General features: G+C 64.4%; 27 protein-coding genes. 25 read left to right on the top strand and 2 right to left on the bottom strand.

From position 1 onward, the window contains the following. The first annotated feature begins 42 nt into the window (after window positions 1–42). The 3 genes from mgtE to Q0030_RS32750 all read left to right on the top strand — a co-directional run bounded on the left by mgtE (window position 43) and on the right by Q0030_RS32750 (window position 2929). Window positions 43–1464, top strand: a complete 1422-nt coding sequence (gene mgtE, locus Q0030_RS32760) for a magnesium transporter (RefSeq protein WP_298376793.1) — start codon at window positions 43–45, stop codon at window positions 1462–1464. Between the two features lie 94 nt (window positions 1465–1558). Continuing rightward, window positions 1559–1879, top strand: a complete 321-nt coding sequence (locus Q0030_RS32755; RefSeq protein ID WP_298376790.1) for a helix-turn-helix domain-containing protein — start codon at window positions 1559–1561, stop codon at window positions 1877–1879. 840 nt (window positions 1880–2719) lie between these two features. Continuing rightward, a complete protein-coding gene (locus tag Q0030_RS32750) occupies window positions 2720–2929 on the top strand; it encodes a hypothetical protein (RefSeq protein WP_298376788.1) in 210 nt (69 codons plus the stop codon). 39 nt (window positions 2930–2968) lie between these two features. On the opposite strand, the gene Q0030_RS32745 is transcribed toward Q0030_RS32750, so the two are convergent. After that, window positions 2969–3496: a DUF6428 family protein gene (locus tag Q0030_RS32745; RefSeq protein ID WP_298376786.1), complete on the bottom strand. Its 528-nt coding sequence runs from the start codon at window positions 3494–3496 to the stop codon at window positions 2969–2971. Window positions 3497–3545: 49 nt separating this feature from the next. On the opposite strand from Q0030_RS32745, the gene Q0030_RS32740 reads away from it, so the two are divergent. The 18 genes from Q0030_RS32740 to Q0030_RS32655 all read left to right on the top strand — a co-directional run bounded on the left by Q0030_RS32740 (window position 3546) and on the right by Q0030_RS32655 (window position 20908). Continuing rightward, entirely contained in the window at window positions 3546–3905 is a 360-nt protein-coding gene (locus tag Q0030_RS32740; protein WP_298376784.1) for a metalloregulator ArsR/SmtB family transcription factor, read from the top strand. Beyond that, window positions 3905–4591, top strand: coding sequence for an MIP/aquaporin family protein (locus tag Q0030_RS32735; RefSeq protein ID WP_298376928.1), 687 nt, complete (start codon window positions 3905–3907; stop codon window positions 4589–4591). Before Q0030_RS32740 ends, Q0030_RS32735 begins: the two co-directional genes overlap by 1 nt. Further along, window positions 4588–5013, top strand: coding sequence for an arsenate reductase (glutaredoxin) (gene arsC, locus Q0030_RS32730; protein WP_298376782.1), 426 nt, complete (start codon window positions 4588–4590; stop codon window positions 5011–5013). The genes Q0030_RS32735 and arsC overlap by 4 nt, the downstream gene beginning before the upstream one ends. Next, window positions 5010–6176, top strand: coding sequence for an MFS transporter (locus Q0030_RS32725; RefSeq protein WP_298376779.1), 1167 nt, complete (start codon window positions 5010–5012; stop codon window positions 6174–6176). Before arsC ends, Q0030_RS32725 begins: the two co-directional genes overlap by 4 nt. 343 nt (window positions 6177–6519) lie before the next feature. Beyond that, entirely contained in the window at window positions 6520–7824 is a 1305-nt protein-coding gene (locus tag Q0030_RS32720; protein ID WP_298376776.1) for an MFS transporter, read from the top strand. Window positions 7825–7877: 53 nt separating this feature from the next. Then, entirely contained in the window at window positions 7878–8651 is a 774-nt protein-coding gene (locus Q0030_RS32715; RefSeq protein ID WP_298376773.1) for an aspartate/glutamate racemase family protein, read from the top strand. Next, complete coding sequence (locus tag Q0030_RS32710) at window positions 8648–9478, top strand: GntR family transcriptional regulator (protein WP_298376771.1); 831 nt, start codon at window positions 8648–8650, stop codon at window positions 9476–9478. The genes Q0030_RS32715 and Q0030_RS32710 overlap by 4 nt, the downstream gene beginning before the upstream one ends. Continuing rightward, the gene (locus Q0030_RS32705; RefSeq protein WP_298376768.1) at window positions 9475–10239 is read left to right on the top strand and encodes an aspartate/glutamate racemase family protein; all 765 of its coding nucleotides are present in this window, start codon (window positions 9475–9477) and stop codon (window positions 10237–10239) included. The genes Q0030_RS32710 and Q0030_RS32705 overlap by 4 nt, the downstream gene beginning before the upstream one ends. Beyond that, a complete protein-coding gene (hydA, locus tag Q0030_RS32700; protein WP_298376765.1) occupies window positions 10239–11651 on the top strand; it encodes a dihydropyrimidinase in 1413 nt (470 codons plus the stop codon). Before Q0030_RS32705 ends, hydA begins: the two co-directional genes overlap by 1 nt. Window positions 11652–11693: 42 nt before the next feature. Next, complete coding sequence (locus tag Q0030_RS32695) at window positions 11694–12578, top strand: alpha/beta hydrolase (RefSeq protein ID WP_298376762.1); 885 nt, start codon at window positions 11694–11696, stop codon at window positions 12576–12578. A gap of 79 nt (window positions 12579–12657) precedes the next feature. Beyond that, window positions 12658–13281 (top strand): glutathione transferase GstA, encoded by a 624-nt coding sequence (gstA, locus tag Q0030_RS32690; RefSeq protein ID WP_298376759.1) that lies wholly within the window; start codon window positions 12658–12660, stop codon window positions 13279–13281. 121 nt (window positions 13282–13402) lie between these two features. Further along, entirely contained in the window at window positions 13403–13789 is a 387-nt protein-coding gene (locus Q0030_RS32685; protein WP_298376756.1) for a nuclear transport factor 2 family protein, read from the top strand. A gap of 17 nt (window positions 13790–13806) precedes the next feature. After that, window positions 13807–14742 carry an NAD(P)-dependent alcohol dehydrogenase gene (locus tag Q0030_RS32680; RefSeq protein WP_298376753.1) on the top strand — a complete coding sequence of 312 codons (936 nt, stop codon included), beginning with the start codon at window positions 13807–13809 and terminating at the stop codon, window positions 14740–14742. A gap of 83 nt (window positions 14743–14825) precedes the next feature. Then, complete coding sequence (locus Q0030_RS32675; protein ID WP_298376750.1) at window positions 14826–15524, top strand: YafY family protein; 699 nt, start codon at window positions 14826–14828, stop codon at window positions 15522–15524. A gap of 367 nt (window positions 15525–15891) precedes the next feature. Beyond that, window positions 15892–17586, top strand: a complete 1695-nt coding sequence (locus Q0030_RS32670) for an alkaline phosphatase family protein (protein ID WP_298376747.1) — start codon at window positions 15892–15894, stop codon at window positions 17584–17586. A gap of 36 nt (window positions 17587–17622) precedes the next feature. Beyond that, window positions 17623–18942, top strand: coding sequence for a cytochrome c peroxidase (locus Q0030_RS32665; protein WP_298376743.1), 1320 nt, complete (start codon window positions 17623–17625; stop codon window positions 18940–18942). A gap of 72 nt (window positions 18943–19014) precedes the next feature. Next, window positions 19015–19800 (top strand): aldo/keto reductase, encoded by a 786-nt coding sequence (locus tag Q0030_RS32660; protein ID WP_298376737.1) that lies wholly within the window; start codon window positions 19015–19017, stop codon window positions 19798–19800. 208 nt (window positions 19801–20008) lie between these two features. Next, window positions 20009–20908, top strand: coding sequence for a hypothetical protein (locus Q0030_RS32655; RefSeq protein ID WP_298376734.1), 900 nt, complete (start codon window positions 20009–20011; stop codon window positions 20906–20908). A gap of 13 nt (window positions 20909–20921) precedes the next feature. On the opposite strand, the gene Q0030_RS32650 is transcribed toward Q0030_RS32655, so the two are convergent. Then, window positions 20922–21599, bottom strand: a complete 678-nt coding sequence (locus Q0030_RS32650) for a DUF599 domain-containing protein (RefSeq protein WP_298376731.1) — start codon at window positions 21597–21599, stop codon at window positions 20922–20924. Window positions 21600–21717: 118 nt separating this feature from the next. On the opposite strand from Q0030_RS32650, the gene Q0030_RS32645 reads away from it, so the two are divergent. From Q0030_RS32645 to Q0030_RS32630, 4 genes are all read left to right on the top strand, one after another. Next, window positions 21718–22371, top strand: coding sequence for a glutathione S-transferase family protein (locus Q0030_RS32645; RefSeq protein ID WP_298376728.1), 654 nt, complete (start codon window positions 21718–21720; stop codon window positions 22369–22371). 117 nt (window positions 22372–22488) lie between these two features. Next, window positions 22489–22857, top strand: a complete 369-nt coding sequence (locus Q0030_RS32640) for a YidB family protein (protein WP_298376725.1) — start codon at window positions 22489–22491, stop codon at window positions 22855–22857. 236 nt (window positions 22858–23093) lie between these two features. Then, window positions 23094–23297 carry a hypothetical protein gene (locus Q0030_RS32635; RefSeq protein ID WP_092114848.1) on the top strand — a complete coding sequence of 68 codons (204 nt, stop codon included), beginning with the start codon at window positions 23094–23096 and terminating at the stop codon, window positions 23295–23297. 153 nt (window positions 23298–23450) lie between these two features. Further along, window positions 23451–24256, top strand: an 806-nt coding sequence (locus Q0030_RS32630; RefSeq protein ID WP_298376723.1) for a hypothetical protein, incomplete at its 3' end; no start/stop codon positions are given.

Genomic DNA, 24256 nt, shown 5'->3' with positions numbered 1-24256 from the left:
CAGAGCAGTTTTTCTCTTCCTGTCAAACCGGCGAAACACGGCATGGCCGAGAATATCGACATTGCCGAACCCGCCGAGGCCGCCCCGCTCGCCGGGATGCCGATGCGGGACGAGGAGGGCCAGCTCCGCCCCGAATTCGTCACGGAGATCACCCGGGCCATCCACGCCGCCGACCGGCCCCTGCTGTGCGAGGTGGTGGCGGAACTGCACGAGGCCGATCTCGGCGACCTGATCGAGGCGCTGGAGCCCGACGACCGCGTCACCCTGGTCGAGATCACCGGCACGGACTTCGACTTCTCGGCGCTCAACGAGGTCGACGAGACGGTCCGCGAGGAGATCCTCGAGGAACTCGAGCCGGAGACCGTTGCCGAGGGCGTCCGCGAGCTCGAATCCGACGACGCCGTCGAGCTGCTGGAAAGCCTCGACGAGGAGGACCAGGAAGAGATCCTGGAGAAGCTCCCGGCGGCCGAGCGCGAGGACATCGAGCGCAGCCTGCTGTATCCGGAGAATTCCGCCGGCCGGCGGATGCAGACCGAGTTCATCGCGGTGCCGCCGGACTGGAAAGTCGGGCAGGCGATCGACTACATGCGCGACACGCCCGATCTGCCGGACCGCTTCTACGAGATCTATGTGGTCGACGCCGACAAGCATCTGCTCGGCGCGGTGCCGCTCGACGTGCTGCTGCGCACGCGCCGCCCGGTCCCGGTCAAGGACCTGATCGACGAGGACCGTCGCCGGGTCTCCGCGCTGGAGGACCAGGAAGAGGTCGCGCGGATGTTCGGCAAGTACAATCTGGTCGCGGCTCCCGTGGTCGACACCACCGAGCGGCTGGTCGGCGTGATCACCATCGACGACGTCGTCGACGTGATCGAGGAGGAGGCCGACGAGGACCTCAAGGCGCTAGGCGGCGTCACCCATCCCGAAGAGCTGTCCGACACGGTCTGGACCATCGCCCGCGGCCGCTTCAACTGGCTGCTGGTCAATCTCGCCACCGCGTTCCTGGCCTCCTCGGTGCTCGGCCTGTTCGAGGGCCAGCTCGAGAAGATGGTGGCGCTCGCCGTGCTGGCGCCGATCGTGGCGAGCCAGGGCGGCAATGCCGCGACCCAGACCATGACGGTCGCGGTGCGCGCGCTCGCCACCCGCGAGCTCGGCGCGTTCAACGCGACGCGCGTGGTGCTGCGCGAGACCATGGTCGGGCTCGTCAACGGTCTCGCCTTTGCCGTCATCACCGGCATCGCCGCGGTGGCCTGGTTCAAGATCCCCGGCCTCGGCATCGTGATCGGGCTTGCGATCATCTGCAACCTGGTCGCCGGCGCGCTCGGCGGCATCCTGATTCCGATGGTGCTGGAACGGGTGCGCGCCGATCCCGCGGTCGCCTCCGGCACCTTCGTCACGACCGTCACCGACGTGGTCGGCTTCTTCTCGTTTCTCGGCATCGCCACGCTGTGGTTCGGCTTGAAATAGCCCGGCGCGCGCCGGCCGGCTTATCGTTAATCGCGCCTTAACGGGGTTGGCGGATGATGGTCCTATCTCCAAGGGGGCCATCACGGGGGCCATCATGCAGCGATTGCGGCTCAAGGCGGACGGACGGATCGTCGAATTGCGCGACGGGCAGGAAATCCCGCTCGTGCCGGCCCATCCTGCCGAGGCGGCGATGCAGCCTTCGGCCTCGCAACCGGCCGTGCGCGATCTGCGCCGCCGGGCCCAGCTCACCCAGCTCGAATTCGCCGCCAAGCTCGGCGTGCCGGTGGAGACCATCCGCAACTGGGAGCAGGGCAAGCGCGCCCCGCGGGGACCGGCCCGCGCGCTGCTCGCCGTGATCGCGCATTCGCCAGAAACGGTGTTCGCCGCGCTGTCGAGCGAGCCGACGGCGGCTTGAGCTGATACGCAGCGTGCGACGTTCATTGTCGTCCAATGGATCGCGCATGCAGTCCACAACACCGGTGTCGTCCCTGCGAAAGCAGGGACCCATACGCCGCGGCCGGTGTCGTGAACAGGATTCGTCGTTCCACCATCGCGCAACAATGGCCATTCGTGGTTATGGGTCGTCCCTGCTCCCGTGCGCAATTGCGCACTAGGCAGGGACGACAGCGAGTGTGTTGCACGATCTGCGAGTCAAACTTCTGAGTTCTCGCGACATGATTTGCCCGAGCTCTGCTGTTCGTTCCGCCCTCTCTCTCGCAGAGGGCGCAGGGAAAGCCGGGTGCCGATCGCACCCATGGGCCCCGAGCAAAAGGTAGAAAGCTCGGGGGTAGGACCACAGGTGTAACCGGAGCAATCCGGCTTTCCCTGCGCGATGGGTTACGGCTTATACGTGCTCTCCCCGGCGAGACTGGGCTTTTTTGTCACCGCCTTCGCAGGGCGCTTGCGCGCTCTGCGAGAGGACACCTGCCACTAGGGCGTCAGGCCTGCACGATTTCGCCGTCCGCCACATTGCGCACTCGTCAGTTGCGCAACCGGCGTCCACCGCATCTCGACCCACGTTCGTGACGATCGCGAAGCGCCCCTCGATCGGGCGAGACGGGCGAACCATACACTGAGTTGCACTTCGGATAAAGCGAAATATTTTTGCCGCGAGGGCTTGCGCCGTCGGGCAACTCAGTGATTTGCGATTTTCGGTGCGGGCCGGCCGCAACGCTCATGGGGCTTGCCAGCAAGGCGGTTTGGCCGCTTTAATCCAAGGATTGCAGTACGTTCTTATTTGAAGCGTGGATTTCCAATGAAGGCCATCGAGCAGATCATTGCCGGCTACGTGTCGCTGAAGAATCGTCAAGCGCTGGAACAGCTCCGAGACCATCGCCAGCAATTGCTGGACGATGTTCGAACGCACAGCGTTCCCGGTTTCAGGCCATCGGTCGTGAATGAGACTCTCGTCGAGGAGATCGAGCTCATCGAAGGAGCATTGGCTCGTTTCGATGAGCACGGATAGCTCGCGATCGGGGCGTCATGCCGTCTGGTCATCTGATGATCAACCGCAGCACGGCTGCTTGGCTTTCGGCGTGCAGCAGGATTGCTGTTCCTGCAGCCATCGGTCGCGCGGCTTGCAGCTCGACGGGCGCGGCGAAAGATGGACCCGTATGGCAGCGTCGCCCGTATCCATGCGTTCCGCGCGATAGATTTGCATCGGCCGGACGCCATCGCTGACTTCAAAGGTCAGCTTGGCTTGCGGATCGAAGCCGACCGCCTCATCGACCTTGCGGATGATTGCGAGGAACTTTCCGGCCGGCATGTGGCCCCGGTTTTCCTCTTCGATGTCCCAGAGCTGAATGAAGGTTTCGCTCCAGCTCTCGGGGTTCGCGCCGCAATCGAGCCCTCTGAATGAGCCGGTCTTGACCTCGGTCACGTGGTAGCTGGGGCGGACATCCCGGCCGTCGTAACTGAAGATCAGCGGCTTCTCCTTGTGCGCCTCGAGGCTGGAAAGCAGCGCTGCGGACGAGAGCTCTTCGACCGCGAGCAGGGCGCCGACGGTCGATCGGGTATTGGCAAGCGTGGTCATGGCTGCTATCCTCATTTCAATGGTTATTGAATTGTAGGATTATCGAAAGATGGAGGAGCGTCAAGCCCGAACCGCCTTCGCCGCGCTGTCGCAGGAAACGCGGCTGCGGATCGTGCGGCTGCTGGTGCAGGCCGGTCCGGATGGCATGGCGGCAGGGGCGATTGCCGAGGCGGTCGCAGTATCGCCATCCAACGTGTCCTTCCATCTGAAGGACCTCGAGCATGCCGGCATGATCGTGCCGCGTCGCGAGGCGCGTTCGATCATCTACTCGGCGGATTTCACCGGCCTCCGCGATCTCATCGCCTTCCTGATGAAGGATTGCTGCGCGGGCCATCCGGAAATCTGCGCGCCGGCGCTCGCCGATGCCCAGTGCAGGCCCTCCACGGCCAAGAAGAAGGTGCGGGCCTGATGCATAGCTTCGACCTGCCGCGGCGCCTGGTGGCCGAGGGCCTCGGTACGCTGCTTCTGGTCACAACCGTCGTTGGCTCCGGCATCATGGCCGAGACTTTGACCAAAGACGTGGCGTTGGCGCTGCTCGGCAACACCCTTCCGACCGGCGCCATCCTGGTGGTGCTGATCACGATCCTCGGACCAATATCCGGCGCGCATTTCAATCCGGCGGTCACGCTGGTGTTCATGCTCAAGGGTGAACTCCGTCCACCGCATGCCGTGCAGTACGTCGCGGTGCAGGTGCTCGGGGGAATCCTCGGCGCCATGGTCGCGCACGCCATGTTCGGCCTGCCGCTGCTGGAGTTCTCGGCAAAGGCAAGGACGGGATTTCCGCAGTGGTTAGCCGAATTCATTGCAGCTTTCGGACTGCTTGCAACGATCATAGGCGGCCTCCGGTTTCGTGAGGCTGCAATTCCATGGCTGGTTGGGCTTTACATCACGGCCGCATACTGGTTCACCGCATCCACGTCATTCGCCAATCCGGCCGTCGCCATCGCGCGATCGTTCACCGACACGTTTTCCGGAATCCGCGCGCAGGATCTGCCGGGATTCATCGTCGCCGAGATCCTGGGGGCCATGGTCGCGCTGGCATTCATGAGCTGGCTGCTGCGGGGCGCCGAAACCACGAAGGAGGTGACCCAATGACGATCACGATCTACCACAACCCCGCTTGCGGGACGTCGCGCAACACCCTGGCAATGATCCGCCAAAGCGGGGAGGAGCCCGAGATCGTCGAATATCTCAAGACTCCTCCCTCGCGCGACAAGCTGATCGCGCTGATCGCTGCCTTGGGCATGACGCCGCGCGCGCTGCTCCGCGAGAAGGGCACGCCCTATGCCGCGCTAGATCTCGCCAATCCGAAATGGAGCGACGACGAATTGATCGATTTCATGATGGCGCATCCGATCCTGATCAACCGGCCCATCGTCGTCTCGCCGAAAGGCGTGAAGCTGTGCCGGCCGTCCGAGGCCGTCCTTGATCTCCTCGCCGTTGCTGACATCGGCCGGTTCGTCAAGGAAGATGGAGAAGTGGTTCCGCCGAGGACGCCGGGTGCGCGCGCTGGATGAGCCGCCGTGCAGATAATTTTCTGATCGTCGCGCTCGGCACCACGCAAACCCTGGCCTGGGCGTCGAGCTATTATCTGCCGGCGATACTCGCGGACCCGATTGCGCGCGACCTCGGCATATCGATGAACTGGCTGTTCGCCGCGTTCTCGATGGCGCTCGTGATATCAGGACTGCTCGGCCCGCGCGTCGGCCGCCAGATCGACCGCATGGGCGGGCGCGAAGTGCTCTGCGCCTCCAACCTGATTCTGGCGTCCGGTCTGATCCTGCTCGGGCTTTCGCAGGGGGCCGTTCTGATGGCCGCAAGCTGGCTGTTGCTCGGCGTCGGCATGGGCCTTGGCCTGTATGATGCGGCCTTCGCCGCGCTCGGGCGCATTTACGGCAACACCGCGCGCCGTTCCATCACCGGCATTACCTTGATCGCCGGGTTTGCCAGCACCATCGGCTGGCCGCTCACCGCGTGGGGCCTTGCAACCATCGGCTGGCGCTGGACCTGCTTCGGCTGGGCGGCGGCGCACATTCTGATCTGCCTGCCGCTCAACGCCTTCGTGGTCCCCGAGCTGAAGCGCGAGCATCGGATCGCAGCCGACACGCCAAAGCCGCACATTCCGATCGACCGCGCGATGGTGCTGCTTGCCTTTGCCTTCGCGGCGGCCTGGAGCGTCACGTCGGCGATGGCGGTGCATTTGCCGCGAATTCTGGAGACGTTGGGCGCGACGCAAACCCAGGCGATCGCGGCAGGCGCGCTGATCGGCCCGGCGCAGGTGGCTGCACGGATTGTCGAAGCGAGCCTGCTCAAGCGCTTCCATCCATTGTGGTCGGCGCGTTTGGCCTGCATCACGCACCCCTTGGGAGCCTGCGTGATCGGCCTGTTTGGCGGAGGCTTCGCCGGGATCTTCGCGCTGCTGCACGGTGCCGGCAACGGCATCCTGACGATTGCACGCGGCACGCTGCCGCTCGCGATATTCGGTCCAAAGGATTACGGCTACCGGCTGGGGCTGCTCGGCGCGCCGTCGCGACTGTCGCAAGCCATCGCGCCGGTGGTGTTCGGGTTCCTGATATCACCGCTCGGCGGCTATACGTTCGCGGTCACATCGGCGCTCAGTCTGGCCGCGCTGCTGGCGTTGTTTGCACTCAAGGCCGAGCCGAAGATCCCCTCGCGGTAGCGTCACGACCTTTCATCCGCCGAACCGCGCACAGGTTGGGGCAGAACGCCGCTGCGCGCGATCGCTGGAGCCGCAACGCCGGGGCAATTCCCCGAAATCACCTGGCTCGAGCGGGCGGCCAGACGCCTAATCCCTCATCATGGGCTGATCAGCAATGATACTTGATGTGATTAAAATATAGGAAAATCAATAGTTTATTATTAATTGCATGCAGAATGCAAAATGTGCTTGTCGCCTCGCGCGGCTTGAAGCAGACTTCGCACGGGGCAGGAGAGGGCCAGTGACCTTCGATGACGAGGGTCGTGCCAGGGGCAAAAACAATCTGCCGGCAGAGGAGCGAGCAATGAGCGATCAGGTGTCCACCATCGCAATGGCAGATACGGCGAAGCCTTCCGGCGTGCGCTGGAAGATCTTCCTGCTGATGCTGTTCCTGATCTCGATCAACTATATCGATCGCGCCTCGCTCTCGGTCGCGATGCCTGTGATCGCCAAGGAGTTCGACATCGATCCGGCGATGCAGGGCCTGATCCTGAGCTCGTTCTTCTGGACCTACGCGCTGATGCAGGTGCCGGGCGGCATGCTCGCCGATCGCTTCAAGCCGCGCATCGTGATCGCGCTCGCGACGCTGTTCTGGGGCTTCTTCCAGGCGCTGGCGGCGCTGTCGACCAGCTGGATGCTGCTGCTGTTGACCCGGCTCGGGCTCGGTGCGTCGGAAGCGCCGATCTATCCGGCCGGCGGCAAGCTCAACGCGATCTGGATGACGCAGACCGAGCGCGGCCGCGGCGCCACACTGCTGGACGGCGGCGCACCGCTTGGCGCTGCGCTCGGCTCAATCGTGATCGCCTGGCTGATGGCGGCGTTCAGCTCCTGGCGCGTCGCCTTCGTCGTCGCGGGTGTCGGCACCATGCTGTGCGGGCTGTTGGCCTGGTACTACATCCGTAACGTGCCGCGCGAGCATCCGTCGGTTAATGAAGCCGAGGCGCGCTATCTCGAGGAGTCCCATGCGATCGAGGACGCGGCGACGCCGCCGTCGTCCGGCGCAAGCGGGATGGCCTATTTCCGCTTCCGCTCGGTTTGGTGCATGTGCCTGGGCTGGATGTTCTTCAACACCACATTCTATGGCCTCCTGACCTGGATGCCGACCTACCTGTTCAAGGTGCACGGCTTCGATATCAAGGCGCTCGGCGGCGCGTCCTTCATCATCTTCTTCGCGGGCTTCGTCGGCGAACTGGTCGGCGGCTGGATCGGCGACGGCTGGCGCGCGCGGGGCGGGGCACCCAACACCGTGTTCCGCACCCTGTTCGGCATCGCGGCGATCATGGCGACGGTCTCGATCTTCCTTGTCGCTTACGTCACCAATGCGGTCGCGGTCGTGGTGCTGCTGTCGACGACGCTGTTCTTCCTGCGCTGGTGCGGCATGTACTGGGCGATCCCGTCGGCGCTGGCGGGCCGTGGCAAGTCCGGCTTCCTCGGCGGCTGCATGAATCTCGGCGGCAACATCGCCGGCATCACGACGCCCTTGATCGTCGGCTTCATCGTGCAGGCCACCGGCTCCTACTTCCTGGCCCTGATGTATTTTGCTGCCGCGGGCATTGCGCTGTTGATCTGCTCGACCCTGATCGACTACAGCCGCAAGCTTCCGGTCTAGAACTGATACGGCCGAATCCTTACGAGGGTTCGGCCGCTTGATGAGGTCCGTCAATGACACGTCCCGTCCGGCTCGGCATGCTGACGCCGTCGTCGAATACCGCACTCGAGCCGATCACCTGCGCGATGCTGGCAGGCGTCGATGTCTCGGCGCATTTCTCGCGCTTCAAGGTGATGGAGATCGCGCTGTCGGAACAGGCGCTGCGCCAGTTCGACGCCAGCGAGATCCTTCGCGCGGCAGAATTGCTGGCGCATGCCAAGGTCGACGTCATCGCCTGGAATGGCACCTCGGCAAGCTGGCTCGGCTTCGACCGCGACGAGAGCCTGTGCGAACAGATCACGGCGGCAACCGGAATCAAGGCCTGCACCACGGTGCTGGCCTATCGCGACCTGCTGCGGCGGATCGGCGCCAAACGCATCGGTCTGGTGACGCCGTATCGCAGGGATGTGCAGGAGCGGATCATCGCCAACTGGAATTCGGCCGGGCTGCGCTGCTTCGCCGAGCGGCATCTGTCGCTGCAGGATAATTTCTCCTTTGCCGAGGTCAGCGAGGCCATGGTCGCGGGGATGATCGAGCAGGTGGTGCGCGAGGGCTGCGATGTCGCCGTCGTGCTATGCACCAACATGCGCGGCGCGGGCGCTGCCGAACGGCTGGAGCGCGGATTTGGCGTGCCGGTGCTGGATTCCATCGCAGTGACGCTGTGGGCGTGTCTCACAGCTGTGGGCTGCGACCCGTCGCGCGTACACGGCTGGGGCAGCCTGTTCACCAACCCCGATCTGCGCGCGGCGACCGCGATCCCCGATCATGATGATGAAGGCGTGCGGTGACTGAAGCCAAGACTGAAGCCAAGACCAAAACAAAGCCGACCAGACGTAGCAAGGAACCCAAGCGCGCGATCACGGCGCAGCAACGGCGGCGCCTGCGCGTGCCGCGGGTCGGACTGCACGAGCAGGCGGCGGCGCGGCTGCGCACCATGATCGTGCGCGGCGAGCTCGCGCCGGGACAGTCGCTGGGGGAGGCCGACCTGTCGGATGCCCTCGGCATTTCGCGGACCCCGCTGCGCGAGGCGCTGAAGCAATTGGCGAACGAAGGCCTGGTTGAACTCAGGCTCAACCACAGCGCCGTGGTGGCGCCGTTCCGCCGCGCCGAATTGACCGAATTGTTCGAGGCCGTCAGCGGCATCGAGCGCTGCGCGGCCGAGCTCGCCGCGCTGCGCATGGAGGATGCCGACTTCGAACGGCTCGACGCGCTGCAGGACAAGATCGAGTGGCATCATGGCCGCGACGAGCTGCGCGACTATTTTCAGGCCAACCAGCAGATCCATTCGGCGATCGTCGGCTTCGCGCGCAACGCGGTGCTGAAGGCGACGCACGAGGCGTTGCTGGCGCGGGCCGAGCGGGCGCGTTTCTTCGCGCTTTCGGTGCTCGGGCGCTGGGATGAATCGGTGCGCGAGCACCAGGATATCTTGGCCGCGCTGAGGCGCCGCGATGCGGCACAGGCCGGGCAGATCCTGGCCCAGCACGTGCGCCGCACCGGCGAGATCGTCGCCGAGACGCTGGATGGCGAGGCGCTGAACGACAAGGGAGATGATGTCGTGGCGCCGGACGCTCCCGCAAAACCGCGCGGCCGCAAGACGAGGACCATTGCGCCATGAAGATCCTGCTGCTCAATCCCAACACGACGGCGGCAGTAACGGATTTGCTCCACGCCGCCGGCAGCAAGGCCGCATCAGGCAGCACGGAGCTTATGCCTGCCACTGCAACGCGCGGCGTGCCTTATATTGCGACCCGCGCCGAGGCGCAGATCGGCGGTGCAATCGCGCTGGAGATGCTGGCCGAGGCCGGCCCCGGCATCGATGCCGCCATCATCGCCGCGTTCGGCGATCCCGGCCTGTTCGGCGCGCGGGAGCTATTTGCCTTTCCCGTCGTCGGACTGGCCGAGGCCGCGATGCTCACCGCCTGCATGCTCGGCCGGCGGTTCTCGATCGTGACCTTCGCCGGCGCGCTGGCGCCGTGGTACGAGGAGTGCGTCGCCATGCACGGCCTGAGCACGCGCTGCGCCGGCATACGCGCGCTCGACGGTAGCTTCCAGTCGATCTCCGACGTGCAGGCCGAGAAGGAAGAGCTGCTGGTCGCGCTCGCCAACCAGGCGGTCGCGCAGGACAATGCCGACGTCGTCATCCTGTCAGGCGCGCCGCTCGCAGGGCTTGCCGCGAAGGTCCGCGACCGCATTCCGGTGCCCGTGGTCGATCCGGTCGCGGCCGCCGTGCGCCAGGCGGAGACGCTTGCCGTGCTCAAGCCGCGCAAAGCGGTCGCCGGCACCTTCCGCCGGCCGGATCCGAAGCCGACGATCGGGCTGGCCGAGCCGCTTGCTGCAATCATCGAACATCGCTCACCGAAAGAGGGGACGGACTGATGTCCTTCGACACCATCATCCGCGGCGGCACCGTCGTCACCGCTGCCGACACCTTCGCCTGCGACGTCGGAATCCGCGACGGCAAGATCACGGCGCTCGGTCATGATCTCGGCGAAGCAACTACGATCATCGACGCCACCGACCGCCTCGTGCTGCCCGGCGGCATCGACAGCCACGTCCATTTCGCCCAGCCGTCGGGCGACGGCATCGTGATGGCCGACGGCTTTGCCAGTGGCACGCGCTCGGCGGCGTTCGGTGGCAACACCACCGTGCTGCCGTTCTGCCTGCAGGAGAAGGGCCAGACGTTGCGCGAGGCGCTGAAGCACTATCATTCGCTGGCCGAAGGCGAATGCCATGTCGACGTGGCCTTCCATCTGATCGTCACCGATCCGACCGAGCATGTGCTGGGCCAGGAGCTGCCGGCGCTGGTCGAGGACGGCTACACCTCGCTCAAGGTCTTCATGACCTATGAGGGGCTGGCGCTGTCGGATCGCGAGCTGCTCGAGACCATGTCGGTCGCGCGCGAGACCGGCGCGATGCTGATGGTGCATGCGGAAAACTTCGACGCGATCCGCTTTCTCACCGACCGGCTGGAACGCGCCGGCAACACTGCGCCGCGCTTCCACGCGACCTCGCGGCCGATCCCGGTCGAGCGCGAGGCCACCCATCGCGCGATCTCGCTGTCGGAGCTTGTCGACGTGCCGATCATGATCGTCCATGTCTCGAATCGCGAAGCGATGGACGAGATCCGCCGCGCCCAGCAGCGGGGCTTGCGGGTGATGGGCGAAACCTGTCCGCAATATCTCATGCTGACCGAGAAGGATCTCGATCAGCTCAACATGGAAGGTGCAAAGTACGTCTGCTCGCCGCCGCCGCGCGACGTCGCCAGCCAGAAGGCATGCTGGGAGGGCTTGCAGCAAAAAGTGTTCTCGGTGTTCTCGTCGGACCATTGTCCGTTCCGCTACGACGACCCGCAAGGCAAGCTCGCCCCCAAGGGGCGCACCAGCTTCCGCTGGGTGCCGAACGGCATCCCCGGTGTGGCGACGCGGCTACCGATCCTGTTCTCCGAGGGCGTGGTGAAGGGCCGCATCGATCTCAACAGCTTCGTTGCCTTCAGCGCCACCAATCACGCCAAGATCTACGGCCTCTATCCGCGCAAGGGCACGATCGCCGTCGGCTCGGATGCCGACATCGCGCTGTGGGACCCGAAGCGCAAGGTGACGATCCGCCATGAGCTGATCCATGACGGCTCGGACTACACGCCCTATGAAGGGCTCGAAGTCACGGGCTGGCCGGTGCTGACCATGGTGCGCGGCAAGGTGGTCGTCGACGACGGCACGCTTGTCGGCAGCAAGCAGCACGGCACATACTTGCCGCGTGCCAAACCTCAGGCGGGGGCGACCATCCCGTAACGCGAAGGAATTGCTTGCAAAGCAAGAAGGCAGGAGACCACCATGCCCTACGCGACAACAGATGACGGCGTGCGGCTCTATTTCGAGGAAACCGGATCCGGCCATCCGGTGATCCTGGTCCATGAATTCGCCGGCGACCTGCGCAGCTACGAGCCGCAGATGCGGCATTTCGGCAAGCGTTTCCGGACCATCGCCTACAATTCGCGCGGCTTTCCGCCGTCTGACGTGCCCGAGCAGGTCGCGTCCTACTCGCAGGCGCGCGCTGCCGACGACATCCTGGCGGTGCTCGATCACGTCGGCGCGCCGAAGGCGCATATCATCGGCCTCTCGATGGGCGGTTTTGCAACGCTGCATTTCGGCATCCGGCATCCGGCGCGCGCATTGTCGCTGTGCATCGGCGGCTGCGGTTATGGTGCCGAGCTCGACAAGCGCGAGACGTTTCGCGCCGAGGCCGACGTGATCGCGGGCATGATCCGCAAGGAGGGCATGCCGGCCTTCGCCGAGCGCTATGCCTACGGGCCGACGCGCGTGCAGTACGAGAACAAGGACCCGCGCGGTCACGCCGAGTTCAAGGCCATGCTGGCCGAGCACTCGGCGGTGGGATCGGCCAACACCCAGCAGGGCGTCCAGAAGGAGCGTCCCTCGCTCTACACGCTGGTCGACGAGATGAAGCGCATCAATGTGCCGACGCTGATCATCACCGGCGACGAGGATTGGCCGTGCCTGCTGCCGGGCATTCTGATGAAGCAGAGCATTCCGTCCGCCGCGCTCGCCGTCATGCCGAACTGCGGCCACGCCATCAACATCGAGGAGCCCGACGAGTACAACCGGATCGTCGGCGAGTTCTTGTCGCAAGTCGAAAGCGGCCGCTGGCCGCAGCGCGATCCGCGGGCGGTCAGCGCCTCGATCACGGGGATGAAGGATTAAGCTGCATACTCCTTGAGGCGTTGGCCGACCGTGCTACGCTCACGGCTGCATCCAGAATCCCCCCTGATTGAGGCTCGCCATGAAGCTGTTCTGCGCGCCCGGGACATTGTCTCTGCTGCCGCACATCGTGTTTCTTGAGGCCGGGCTGGCGTTCACGGTCGTCAGGATCGACGAGCACACCAAGGCCATCGAAGGCGGCGGCGACTATCGAACAGTGAATCCGCTGGGCTACGTGCCGGCGCTGCTGCTCGACGACGGAACGGTGCTCACCGAAGGCGCCGCCATCGTTCAATACATTGCCGATCAGGTCCCTGACAAAAAGCTGGCGCCACCCAACGGCACGATCGAGCGCGCCAAGTTGCAGGCGTGGCTCAACTTCCTTTCGAGCGAGATGCACAAGGGCGGCTTTGGACCGATCTTCCACAAGGGAATATCGGAGCAATCCAAGGAGGTGTTTCGTGATCGTCTCCGCGCGCGCTACGCCCATCTCGATCGGCATCTTGCGGATCATGAGTACCTGATGGGGGAGGACTTCACGGTCGCGGACGCGAACGCTTTCGCGATCACGAACTGGGCACCTCGCGTCGACTTTGATCTTTCGCCGTACCCGAATGTGCTCGCGCACCATGCGCGGATCGGTTGCCGTCCGGCCGTTCAAGCTGCGATGGCAGCCGACGGCCCCATTCCCGGTCCTGATCCATAGCCTTTGACTGGAGCGCCGGGTTGGCGAGCGCCGCCGAAGCAGGGACCGGCTTGAATCTCAACTGCCAGAATCTGTCACTATGCCGCGCTACAGCGTCTTCCGATCAATGAAAGGAAAGACGATGAACACGAGCATTCAGTTTCAGGGCAAGGCAGCGCATATCGCCAAAATCTACGTCGAGGCCATCGGTGACAAGAACGTAGACACGATCGTGTCGCTCTCGTCGGACGACGTGATCTGCACCTCGCCGCGCGGTCGGATTGCCGGAATCGACAAGTTTCGCCAATTCCACGATGGGTTTGCCCGCATGACCAAAGGGATCACCGTCCTGGCGATATTGGGAGACGATGAGCAGGCCGTCGTCGTCTACAACGCTGAGACCCATCCAGTCGCGAACGCACCGGTCGCAGAACTCATCAAGGTAAAGAACGGGAAAATCATATCGACCGACGTGATTTACGACGCGGCTCCGTTCGCCGCTTACATGACGACCATCAGACCTCATTAAAGCACGGTTGGTTAGTCATGAAGCGGATTCAATACCACAGCTATGGCGGTCCGGAGACGATGAAGCTCGAAGACTTCGAGCTCAAGCCGCCGGGGCGCAGTGAAGTCGGCGTGAAGGTCAAGTTCGCCGCGATCAATCCCATCGATTGGAAGGTGCGCAGCGGCTATCTCAAGATGATGACGGGGAAGCAATTCCCCCGTGCGATGGGTAGCGACTTCTCCGGCATCGTGACGGCGGTGGGCGAAGGCGTCACGCGCTTCAAGCTCGGAGACGCTGTCTTTGGCATGGCGCACATCAAGGATGGTGGCGCTCTCGCCGAAGCCGTGGTCGCGCGCGAGACCTTCGTCGCCAAGAAGCCGGAAACGGTCTCGTACGAGGACGCCGCTTGCCTGCCTACGCCGGGCGTTACCGCCTGGAATGGACTCGTCGACAAGGCGGGTCTGAAACCTGGCAAGCATGTGGATGTGTTCGTCAACGGGTGTACCGGCGCCGTTGGTGAAGCTGCGGTGCGGCTTGCAAGGATGTTCGGTGCGACCGTAGCCGGTACGTGCGGCCACGCGTCGATGCAGCGAGCCCGCGATCTGGGCGTTCAGCCGCTGTTTGACTATCAAACGACCGATTTGTCCGCCGTCGGTGAGCGCTTCGACATTGTGTACGATACTTCAGCGACAATGACGGTTGCGACGGGGCTCGGTCTTCTTCGCAAGGGGGGTGTCTATCTCGATATCGCCCCGGCACCGATCAAGTTCATCCGCGCCTTGATCAACCGCAAACTGAAGCCCGTCATTTGCACGGCACGGGCGGATATTCTCGATGGCCTAGCCGGCGCGGCGGCGCAAGGACAGCTGCGCCTCACGATCGCAGAGACGGTGGGCCTTGGAGATGCAGTCCGGCTTATTGCGGCCATCGAAGGCGGGCGCAAGCTGGGCGGTAAAGCGCTCGTGGCGATGTAGCAGGTTCTGGCCGTGGGTGCTGGTACGCCCGATTGCGCAGCGCTACTGCCACATTCTGGCAGGACCTGTGCTAGATTGGCAACATGTCCAAGAGCCAGCGGCTATTCGATCTCATGCAAATCCTGCGGCGACACCGCTATCCGGTGGCCGGCAGCAAGCTTGCGGAAGAAGCGGGTGTGTCGCTGCGAACGCTCTATCGCGACATCGCCGAGTTGCAGGCGCTGGGGGCTCGAATCGACGGGGAGCGGGGGCTCGGCTATGTGCTGCAGCCGGGCTTTCTGCTGCCGCCGTTGATGTTCTCCGAGCAGGAAATCCAGGCCCTGGCGCTCGGGGCGCAGTGGGTATCTCGTCAGACCGACGAGGAGTTCGCGTTCGCGGCGCGTGAAGCGCTCGTGAAGATCGGGGCTGTCCTTCCCGCGGAACTGCAACACAAGCTGCACGACAACGCATTTCACGTGGCCCGCAGGCCGAAGCGAGCGGAAGCCGTCGACCTTGGGACTGTGCGCAGAGCGATGCAGGATCAACACAAGCTTTCGATCGTGTACCGCGACCCCAAAGGTGAGAAAACCACCCGAGTCATTTGGCCGATCGCCGTGGCGTTTTTCGATTCCCGGCGAATCATCGCGGGCTGGTGTGAAATGAGAAACGACTTCCGTTCGTTTCGAGCGGATCGAATCGAAAAGGTCCGGGTGAAGCCGGAGCGCTATCCGGGTCGTCGCCGCGATCTCGTCAAGCAATGGCGAATCCAAGTTGGCGCCGAACGTCGTCCATCGACCGAATAGCTCAGGTGAGAGTCACCGCGCATGAGCGGGCTCATCCTACGACTCTACCGAGTCGACCGAGCCGCCCCGTCGCCGCTCAGCCGCCGGTGTCTTGCGCGTCCATTGCAATGCTCGCGCGCCGTGCCCGCGCACCTTTCGTCCGATGCAGCGTCGGCACATGGCCGCGCCGCATTAGGGTCGACAGGGAGAAGCATGGTACGCGCGCAGATTGCTGCGCCGATGCTTGCTGCAACCGATGCGAAATGCGCGCACGCTGTTCGCATCGCATTGATTGGTGATTGCACAAGACTGACACAGACCTGTCACCCGTGATGGCTAACTTGTCGCAGGTCGACGTCACAAATCTGTAAAATCAAGGGGCACTACGGTGAAAGCCAAATTTCTTTCGACGGTCGGAGTCTGTCTGGTCGCTGCTGCTGCAGTTGTGTGCAGCGCCGCCGCTCACGACGATGATAGAGACCACGATCATCGTCATCCGCGCGACATTCACACCGCAACTCCGATCAAGCATCTCGTCGTCATCTTCAACGAGAACCGCTCGTTCGATCATTATTTCGCGACCTACCCGAATGCGGCCAACCCGACCGGCTCGATTCCGTTCACTGCGAAGCCGCATACGCCGAAGGTCAACAACCTCGCCACCGCCAATCTGCTGACCAACAACCCGAACACCAATCCGGCCAACGGCGCCGGCGCGACGAATCCGTTCCGCCTCGATCGCACGCAGGCCAACACGCGCTCGCAGAACCACGCCTATACGCCTGAGCAGCAGGCGGTCGACAACGGCAAGGAAGACCTGTTTCCGGAATTCACCGGTCGCGGCACCGCCGGCGGCGTCGGCGCCTTCGGCACCAACGGCCAGGTGATGGGTTATTTCGACGGCAACACCGTCACCGCGTTCTGGAATTACGCACAGAACTTCGCGATGAGCGACAACAACTGGACCGACACCTTCGGTCCGTCGACGCCCGGCGCGCTCGAGGTGGTGTCCGGCCAGACCAACGGTGCGCAGAACATTGTCGGCACGTCATCGTCGATTGCGGACGGCCAGGGCGGCCTGACGCTGATCGGTGATACCGACCCTGCTTACGACTCCTGCTCGAGCACGACGAGCCAGGTCTTGATGACCAGCAAGAACATCGGCGACCTGCTCAACGCCGAGCACATCAGCTGGGGCAGCTTCATGGGCGGCTTCGACCTGACGCTCAAGAACAGCAACGGCACCACCAACTGCGGCCGCAGCACGTTCTCGAGCAACGTCAACGGCACCATCGTGGACTACATCCCGCACCACGCCTGGTTCCAGTACTACAAGTCGACCGCCAACCCGACCCATGCGCGGCCGAGCTCGGTGAACGCTGTGGGCCACACCTACGTTCCCGGCAGCAAGACGCTCGATCCGGCCAATCATGCCTACGATCTCGAGGACTTCTACGCCTCCGTGAAAGCCGGCAACTTCCCGGCCGTCTCCTACATCAAGATGCCTGCCTATCAGGACGGTCATCCCGGCAACTCCGATCCACTCGACGAGCAGGCCGGCAATGTCGAGCTGATCAACTTCCTGCAGAAGCAGAAGGAGTGGCGCGAGACCGCAGTCATCATCACCTATGACGACTCCGACGGCTGGTACGACCACCAGTACATTGCGCCGACCAGCGCTTCGTATGATCCGACCGCCGATCAGGTCAACGGTCCCGGCCAGTGCGGCCGCGGCATCGGCAAGCAGACGCAGCCGAACGGCCTCAACGGCCAGCCGGTGAACGGCCGCTGCGGTCCCGGTACGCGGACCCCGTTCCTGGTGATCTCGCCCTTCGCCAAGAAGAACTTCGTCAGCCATACGCGCATCTCGCAGGCGTCCGTGGTGCGCTTCATCGAGGACAACTGGCTGCACGGCCAGCGTCTCGGCGGCGGCTCGTTCGACGACAGCGTCGAATCGATCACGGACATGTTCGACTTCGATCATGGCCACGATCGCGACGATGACGATCGGCAGAACAAGCTGTTCCTCGATCCGACGGCCGGCACGGTCATCGTCAGCCCGTCTGATGATCATCACCACTAACGATCTGGGATCACTGGACGTCATATGAACGGCCGCATGTTGTGGCTTCTCGGCGCCGGCCTGCTCTGCATGGCCGGCGCCGTTGCGGCAGTCGAGACCCAAGGACTTCCGGGGACGAATCCGCATCCGGTGCAGCTCAGGCGTCCGCCGGTCGCCCCGCTGTCCGGCATGGCGCAGCTCGGCCAGAAGATCTTCTTTGACGCGTCGCTGTCCTCGTCGGGCGCATTGTCATGCGCGTCCTGCCACAGTCCGGACCACGCTTACGGTCCGCCCAACGATGCGGCGGTCATGTTCGGCGGGCCTGCGCAATCGCGGCAGGGAACGCGCGCCGTTCCCGGCCTGACCTATCTGGAACGCCAGCCGAATTTCAGCATCGGACCCGAGAAGGACGAGGACGACAATCTCGTCGACTTCGCGCAACTGGCCGCGGCGGGCCAGCAGGCTGCGCGTGCGAAAAAGGTCGCGACCGGGACCGCGGCGTCGGCGGTCAACATCGTGCCGCAGGGCGGACTGTTCTGGGACGGCCGCGCCGATACGTTGCAGGACCAGGCGATCTTCCCGCTGCTTGATCCCAATGAGATGGACGGCGGCAGTATCGACGTGGTGGCGCAGAAGCTGCGCCAGGCGAGCTACGCTCCGCGCTTTGCCGAACTGTTCGGCGCTCAGGTGTTCGACAATACGCGGTTGCTTGTCGCGGAGGCGATGTTCGCGGTCGCGCGCTTTCAGGTCGAGGAGCCGAGCTTCCATCCCTACACCAGCAAGTTCGACTACTGGCTGGAAGGCAAGACGCGGTTGAGCGAGAGCGAGCTGCGCGGCCTGCAATTGTTCAACGATCCGGACAAGGCCAATTGCGGCGGCTGCCATACCTCGGCGCCGACCCGCGACGGCCTGCCGCCGCTGTTCACCGACCACCAGTACGAGGCGCTTGGCGCGCCGCGCAACGCCGCGCTCGCCAGCAACCGTGATCCCAATCGTTTCGATCTTGGGGTCTGCGGCCCGTATCGCACCGACATTGTCGAGCAGACGCAATATTGCGGGATGTTTCTGACGCCGACCTTGCGCAACACCGCGACCCGGCGCGTGTTCTTCCACAACGGCGTCTTCACGAGCCTCGAGCAGGTGCTCGATTTCTATAACTTCCGCGATACCAATCCGGAGAAGGTCTACCCGCGTGCAGCCGACGGTACCGTGCGCAAATACGACGACCTGCCGGAGAAGCATCACGGCAATGTCGACGTCAGCGATCCGCCGTTCGAGCGTCATCTCGGCGACACCCCTGCGATGACCGCGCAGGATGAAGCCGACATCATCGCCTTCCTGAAGACGCTGACCGACGGTTATCAGCCGGAGCGGTGAGCGGTCGCGACGGCTCGCCGCGGAACCCATACGTGAGTTGGCAGGCCTTCGTCAGGCGCGCATAATGGGCGCATGAATGTCGTCGAAGGCAACGGTGCCAGAATTCCCGCGATCGGGCTCGGCACCTGGGAGCTGCGCGGGCGGACCTGCGCCCGCATCGTCGAGCAGGCGCTGCGGCTCGGTTACCGGCACATCGACACCGCCCAGATCTATGACAACGAGCGCGAGGTCGGCGAGGGGCTGCGCGCCTCCGGCATCAAGCGCGACGATGTGTTCCTGACCACCAAGATCTGGACCACGCATTTCATGGCGAAGGATCTCGAACGTTCCGCCAAAGAGAGTCTGGCGCGGCTGCGCCTGACCGAGGTGGATCTGTTGCTGCTGCATTGGCCGCATTCGCACGTGCCGCTTGCCGAGACGCTCGGCGCGCTGGCGCGGGTCAAGCAGGCGGGACTGGCGCGGCATATCGGGGTCTCGAACTTCAACGTGGCGCTGATCGAGGAGGCGGTGGCGGCGTGCCCCGAGCCGCTCGCCTGCGATCAGGTCGAGTACCATCCTTATCTGGGCCAGACCGATGTGATCGAGGCCTGCGCACGCCATGGCATGGCATTCGTCGCCTACAGCCCGATCGCGAAGGGACGCGTCAAGGGCGACCGCGCGTTGGCGCGGATCGGCGACCGTTATCGCAAGACGGCCGCCCAGGTCTGCCTGCGCTGGCTGGTGCAGCAGAATGTTTCCGCGATCCCGCGCACCTCGAAGCTCGAGCGGCTCCAGGAAAATATGGACATCTTCGACTTCGAGTTGTCGGATGAGGACATGGGCGAGATTTCGGCAATCGGGAGCGCGGCCGCGCGCTGACGGCCGATCTGACGGTCCCATCTGATGGCCCCATGGCGCATTGGGTCCTTGCCTGTGAATCGCCGCGCGGAAAAGGGCTGGGCAGCGGTCCGGATCATGCTATTGCGCGCTGGCCGATTGCGGTTTTGCATCGAATGGGGATTGAGGCAGGCGGGTTCCACCCGGTATTGTGACCGGCGGGGAGACGACACTGATGTGATCGAGCGGGATGAAGTTTCGGCCAAACGCGGATCTGATGGCGTCGGTGTTCGTGCACCTGATGCTGCTCGCGCTGATTTTCCTGTATTCGGAGGTGCATCAGTTCGATCCCGTCGCCGCTGACACGGTGCCGGTCGAGATCGTGACGCCGCAGGAGGTCGCCAAGAGCGAAATCAAGCCCGATCCGGTGCCGAGCCCGTCGCCGACGCCCGAGTTCCAGTTGCCGTCGCTCGACAAACCGGTGGACACAGCCAAGTCCGAACCATCGGCGCAAGCGCCAGCACCGCAGCCGCAGCAGGCACAGCAGCAGAAGCAGGCGACACCGCCGGAGCCCAAACCCAGCCCGGCGCCGCAGCACGCCGCGGTCGAGCCGCCGGCACCGCAGACGCCGGCATCCCAGACGCCGCCGATGCCCCAGCCGACGGCGCAGCAAGCGGCGCCGCCGTCGCAACCTGCCTATGCGCAGCCCGAGCCTGACCTCTCCGTCAAATACAATGTCATGCTCGGTTTGCCGCCCGACATCCCCGTGAAGCTGCCGGCCGATGCGCCGCACGGCCCCGGTCCCGGCAAGGACAATTTCGACGCCGCCGCCACCGAGCAGGCCGACGTCGGCTCCAGCGTGGTGGCCGAATTCCGCCGTCATCTGAAGAGCTGCATGAAGCTCCCGGCGACGCTGAGCACCGGCGATGACGTCAGGATCAAGCTCAGGGTGTTCATGAAGCCCGACGGCAAGCTCGGCGCATCGCCGTTGCTGATCGAAGCCACCGCATCGGAAAAGGGGCCGCTGCTGCTCAAGAGCGCGACCGAGGCGCTGCAAGCCTGCCAGCCTTATGCGATGCTGCCGCGGGATCGCTACGGCGAATGGAAGGTGCTCGACCTCGACTTCACGCCGCGCGATTTCGCATCGTAGGGCGAGGCAAGTCTCAGCTTCCCATCGCCTGCCAGGCATTCGAGGCGAACTGCCGGCGCCAGATCACGATGACGACCGCGGCTGTCGTGGCGATCAGCACCCAGGGGCTGACGAACCAGCCGAGATAGGCGAGCGCGAAGAAGAATGCGCGCTGGCCGCGGTTGAAGTGGCGGCCCGCGGTCTCGAACAGCCGCGTGGTGCGGATCACATGCGCCTCGGCCTCCGGCGTATCGCGCTGGCTGGCCGGCGGCATCGCACCGAACAGGATCGCGACATAGTTGAACAGGCGATAGGCCCAGGCGAATTTGAAAAACGTGTAGATGAAGATCAGGATCAGCCCGATGCACTTGATCTCCCACAGCGCGGGCGAGGGCGTCAGGTTGACCGGCAGCGCACCGAGCACCGCGAGAGCGTCGCTGGTCGCGCGCAGCAGCGCCAGCGCCCCGCCGATCGCGATCAGGCTGGTCGAGGCGAAGAACGCGGTGCCGTTCTGCAGGCTCGCCATGATCTGCATGTCGACCATCCGCGCGTCGCGGTTGAGCAGATTGCGCACCCAGATCTCGCGATAGACATGCATCCGCGCCGACAGGCTGTCGCGTCCGTAGGCGGTGTGCTCCAGCGTGATGGCGTAGACCAGCCATTCCAGCGCAAAGAAGCCGACGGCCAGGATGTCGACCCAATAGCCGGTCATTGGTGCCTTCCTTCGTCAACGTGCGGCCGGTCCGCGCCGCGCTGCATCCCGCGTCATGTACAGGTTGAACGCGTGCAATGCACTATGGCAAACTGGCGTGGCAACAGGATTCACAGGCATGCTCAAGCTCGTCATCGGCAACAAGAACTATTCGTCATGGTCGATGCGGCCCTGGCTGGCGCTGCGCGCCAACGACATCCCGTTCGAGGAAATCTTCGTTCCGCTCTACACCGACCAGGCCGACAAGGACCGCATCCTCTCTTTCAGCAAGGCCGGCAAGGTACCGACGCTGATCGACGGCGACGTCACGGTGTGGGATTCGCTGGCGATCATCGAGTATCTCGCCGAGAAGTTTCCCGAAGCGAAGCTGTGGCCGTCGGATCGCGCCGCGCGCGCGCATGCCCGCGCGATCTCGGCGGAGATGCACTCCGGCTTCGTGCCGCTGCGCAGCGAATGCGGCATGAACCTGCACCGGCCGATCCGCGCGGTCGCGCTGTCGGACGATGCGCGGGCCAATGTGGCGCGGATCGAGGAGATCTGGGCCGATTGCCACGCGCGCTACGGCAAGCAGGGTCCGTTCCTGTTCGGCGCATTCTCCGGGGCGGACGCGATGTACGCGCCCGTGGTGCATCGTTTTCGCACCTACGCGATCCCGGTGAAGCCCGCGGCGCAGCATTATGTCGATGCCATGATGCAGCTGCCGGCGTTCCAGCAATGGACCCGCGACGGCCTGGCCGAGACGCTGCGGATCGAGCGATTCGAGGACGCCTGACCGGTCCCTGCGCTGCCGAATTGTGACAGCGGCGGCAAAGATCGCGGCTTGACGCCGCGGGGCCGAAGGCGTCGAATCCGAAAGACCAGTTTTGCAAGTCGTGAAAGGACTTAGACCATGGGCATTCTCGATTCCCTGGAGAATTCACCGGAGCTGAAAGGCTTGCTTGGCCAGCTCGGGGCGGCCGTGATCCCCGTCGTGCTGGGCCAGGTGATGGGCAATGGCGGGCAGGGCGGCTTGTCGGCGATCGTCGCCAAGCTCGAGCAGGCTGGCCTCGGCGACCAGGTCAAATCCTGGATCGGCACCGGCCAGAATCTGCCGATCACCGCCGAGCAGCTCCAGCAGGTGCTGGGCAGCGACACCGTCAAGCAGCTCGCCGCCAAGTTCAACATTCCGGTCGACCAGCTGTCCAAGGTGCTGGCCCAGCAACTTCCGGCTGCGGTCGACGGCGCGAGCCCCAACGGCAAGCTGCCGCATACCGCCTGAGGCCGTGCCGCGTGCCGGTGGAACCGGGTTCCGGGTTCCAGCCGGTGGCAGCGGGCAATTTCTGACTGGCACGTAAATTGCTGCCTATCGCCCTGAAAAACCTGCAAAATCGCACCTTCGCCATGCCCCAATCTTGCTGGATTTGGGGCGGTGCGATGTGCTAGCTTGCCGCAGGGTTCTCAAAATGCCGGCTTGAGCTATCGGGACTGTCAGCTCAGCCAGCAATCTCTAAGAAAATGGAGAGGGCGTTGAAGCATAAGTACTCGATTGGCGAGATCGTCTATTTCACGGCCAGCAACGTGGCGCGCCCCGCTGCGAGCGGCACCTATGAGGTGATCCGCCTGCTGCCGACCGATGGTGACGATTGCCAGTATCGTATCAAGAGCTCGACTGAAGCTTTCGAACGGGTGGCCAAGGAGAGTCAGCTGGCGCTGTCCTGAACGCGTTGTGCGCAAGCCGGTGGCTGGAGCGGGTTTCGCGCCGTCGCCGTCAAAAGGCCCTGTTCGCAGACCCATTGTGCTGAAGGTTGGACGTCGGGATGGCGGCGTCCGCCGTCGCCGGTTGTGCTTACGCTGCGTTGAGGGACATCGCGCATGAATTGGGCTTCCTCGCTGGATCAGATCTGGCGCTCACCGACCTTCCCGATGTGGCTGACGCTGGCCGCTGCGGGCTTTTTTGGGATTGTCGTTCTGGTCACGCTGCTGCGCGCGGAAAAGTCCGTCGCCAACGGCGCGCTGACCGTCATCACGCTGTTGTCGATCGCGGTTGCGGTCGCCGCGACGATCCGCGGCTTCGGGCCGGGCGGGCAGGCGACGCCGACCGATACACGGACGGCGCAATTCAGCAGCCAGACCGCGCCGGCGCTGGCCTGCATCGATGACCTCGCCGGAGACGCCGTTCTCAATGCCTGCGAGAAGGTGCTGTTCGGTTCGTCTGATACCGCCGCGGCGGCGGTCAGCTATGCGGCGGCGCAGATCTCGCGCCTGACCGCGCTGGGCGACATCGCAACCGCGGAGCGCAATTCGACCACCGAACTGCAAGCGCTGCGCCGCGCCATCGAGCACGACCGCTACGGCCTCGTGGCCTACGCGCTGATGGCCCGCGACCACTGCACGCCGACCGCGTGTCCCGCGTTCCGCTCGCTCGGCGACAACCATCAGATCATCAACAACATGAACGAGCGGACCTACGAGAACCTGGTCACGCGCTACGCGGCGTCATGGAACGCACCGGCCGGCGCGCAGGCGTCGGCTGCCAACGGCCTGATCGCGGCGCTGCCACCGTCGATGCCCACGGGCAAGCCGACCAATGCGGAGTTTCCGAGCGCGTCCTCGACGCCGCCGGTCAGTATCATGACGCCCGAACCGGCAAAGCCGGCCGCAGCGGCCCCGCCGCCGGC

Source organism: uncultured Bradyrhizobium sp., assembly GCF_947648125.1.
Taxonomy (GTDB): domain Bacteria; phylum Pseudomonadota; class Alphaproteobacteria; order Rhizobiales; family Xanthobacteraceae; genus Bradyrhizobium.
The sequence above is the reverse complement of the archived record's forward strand: the minus strand, read 5'-3'. Positions and strand labels throughout refer to the sequence as shown.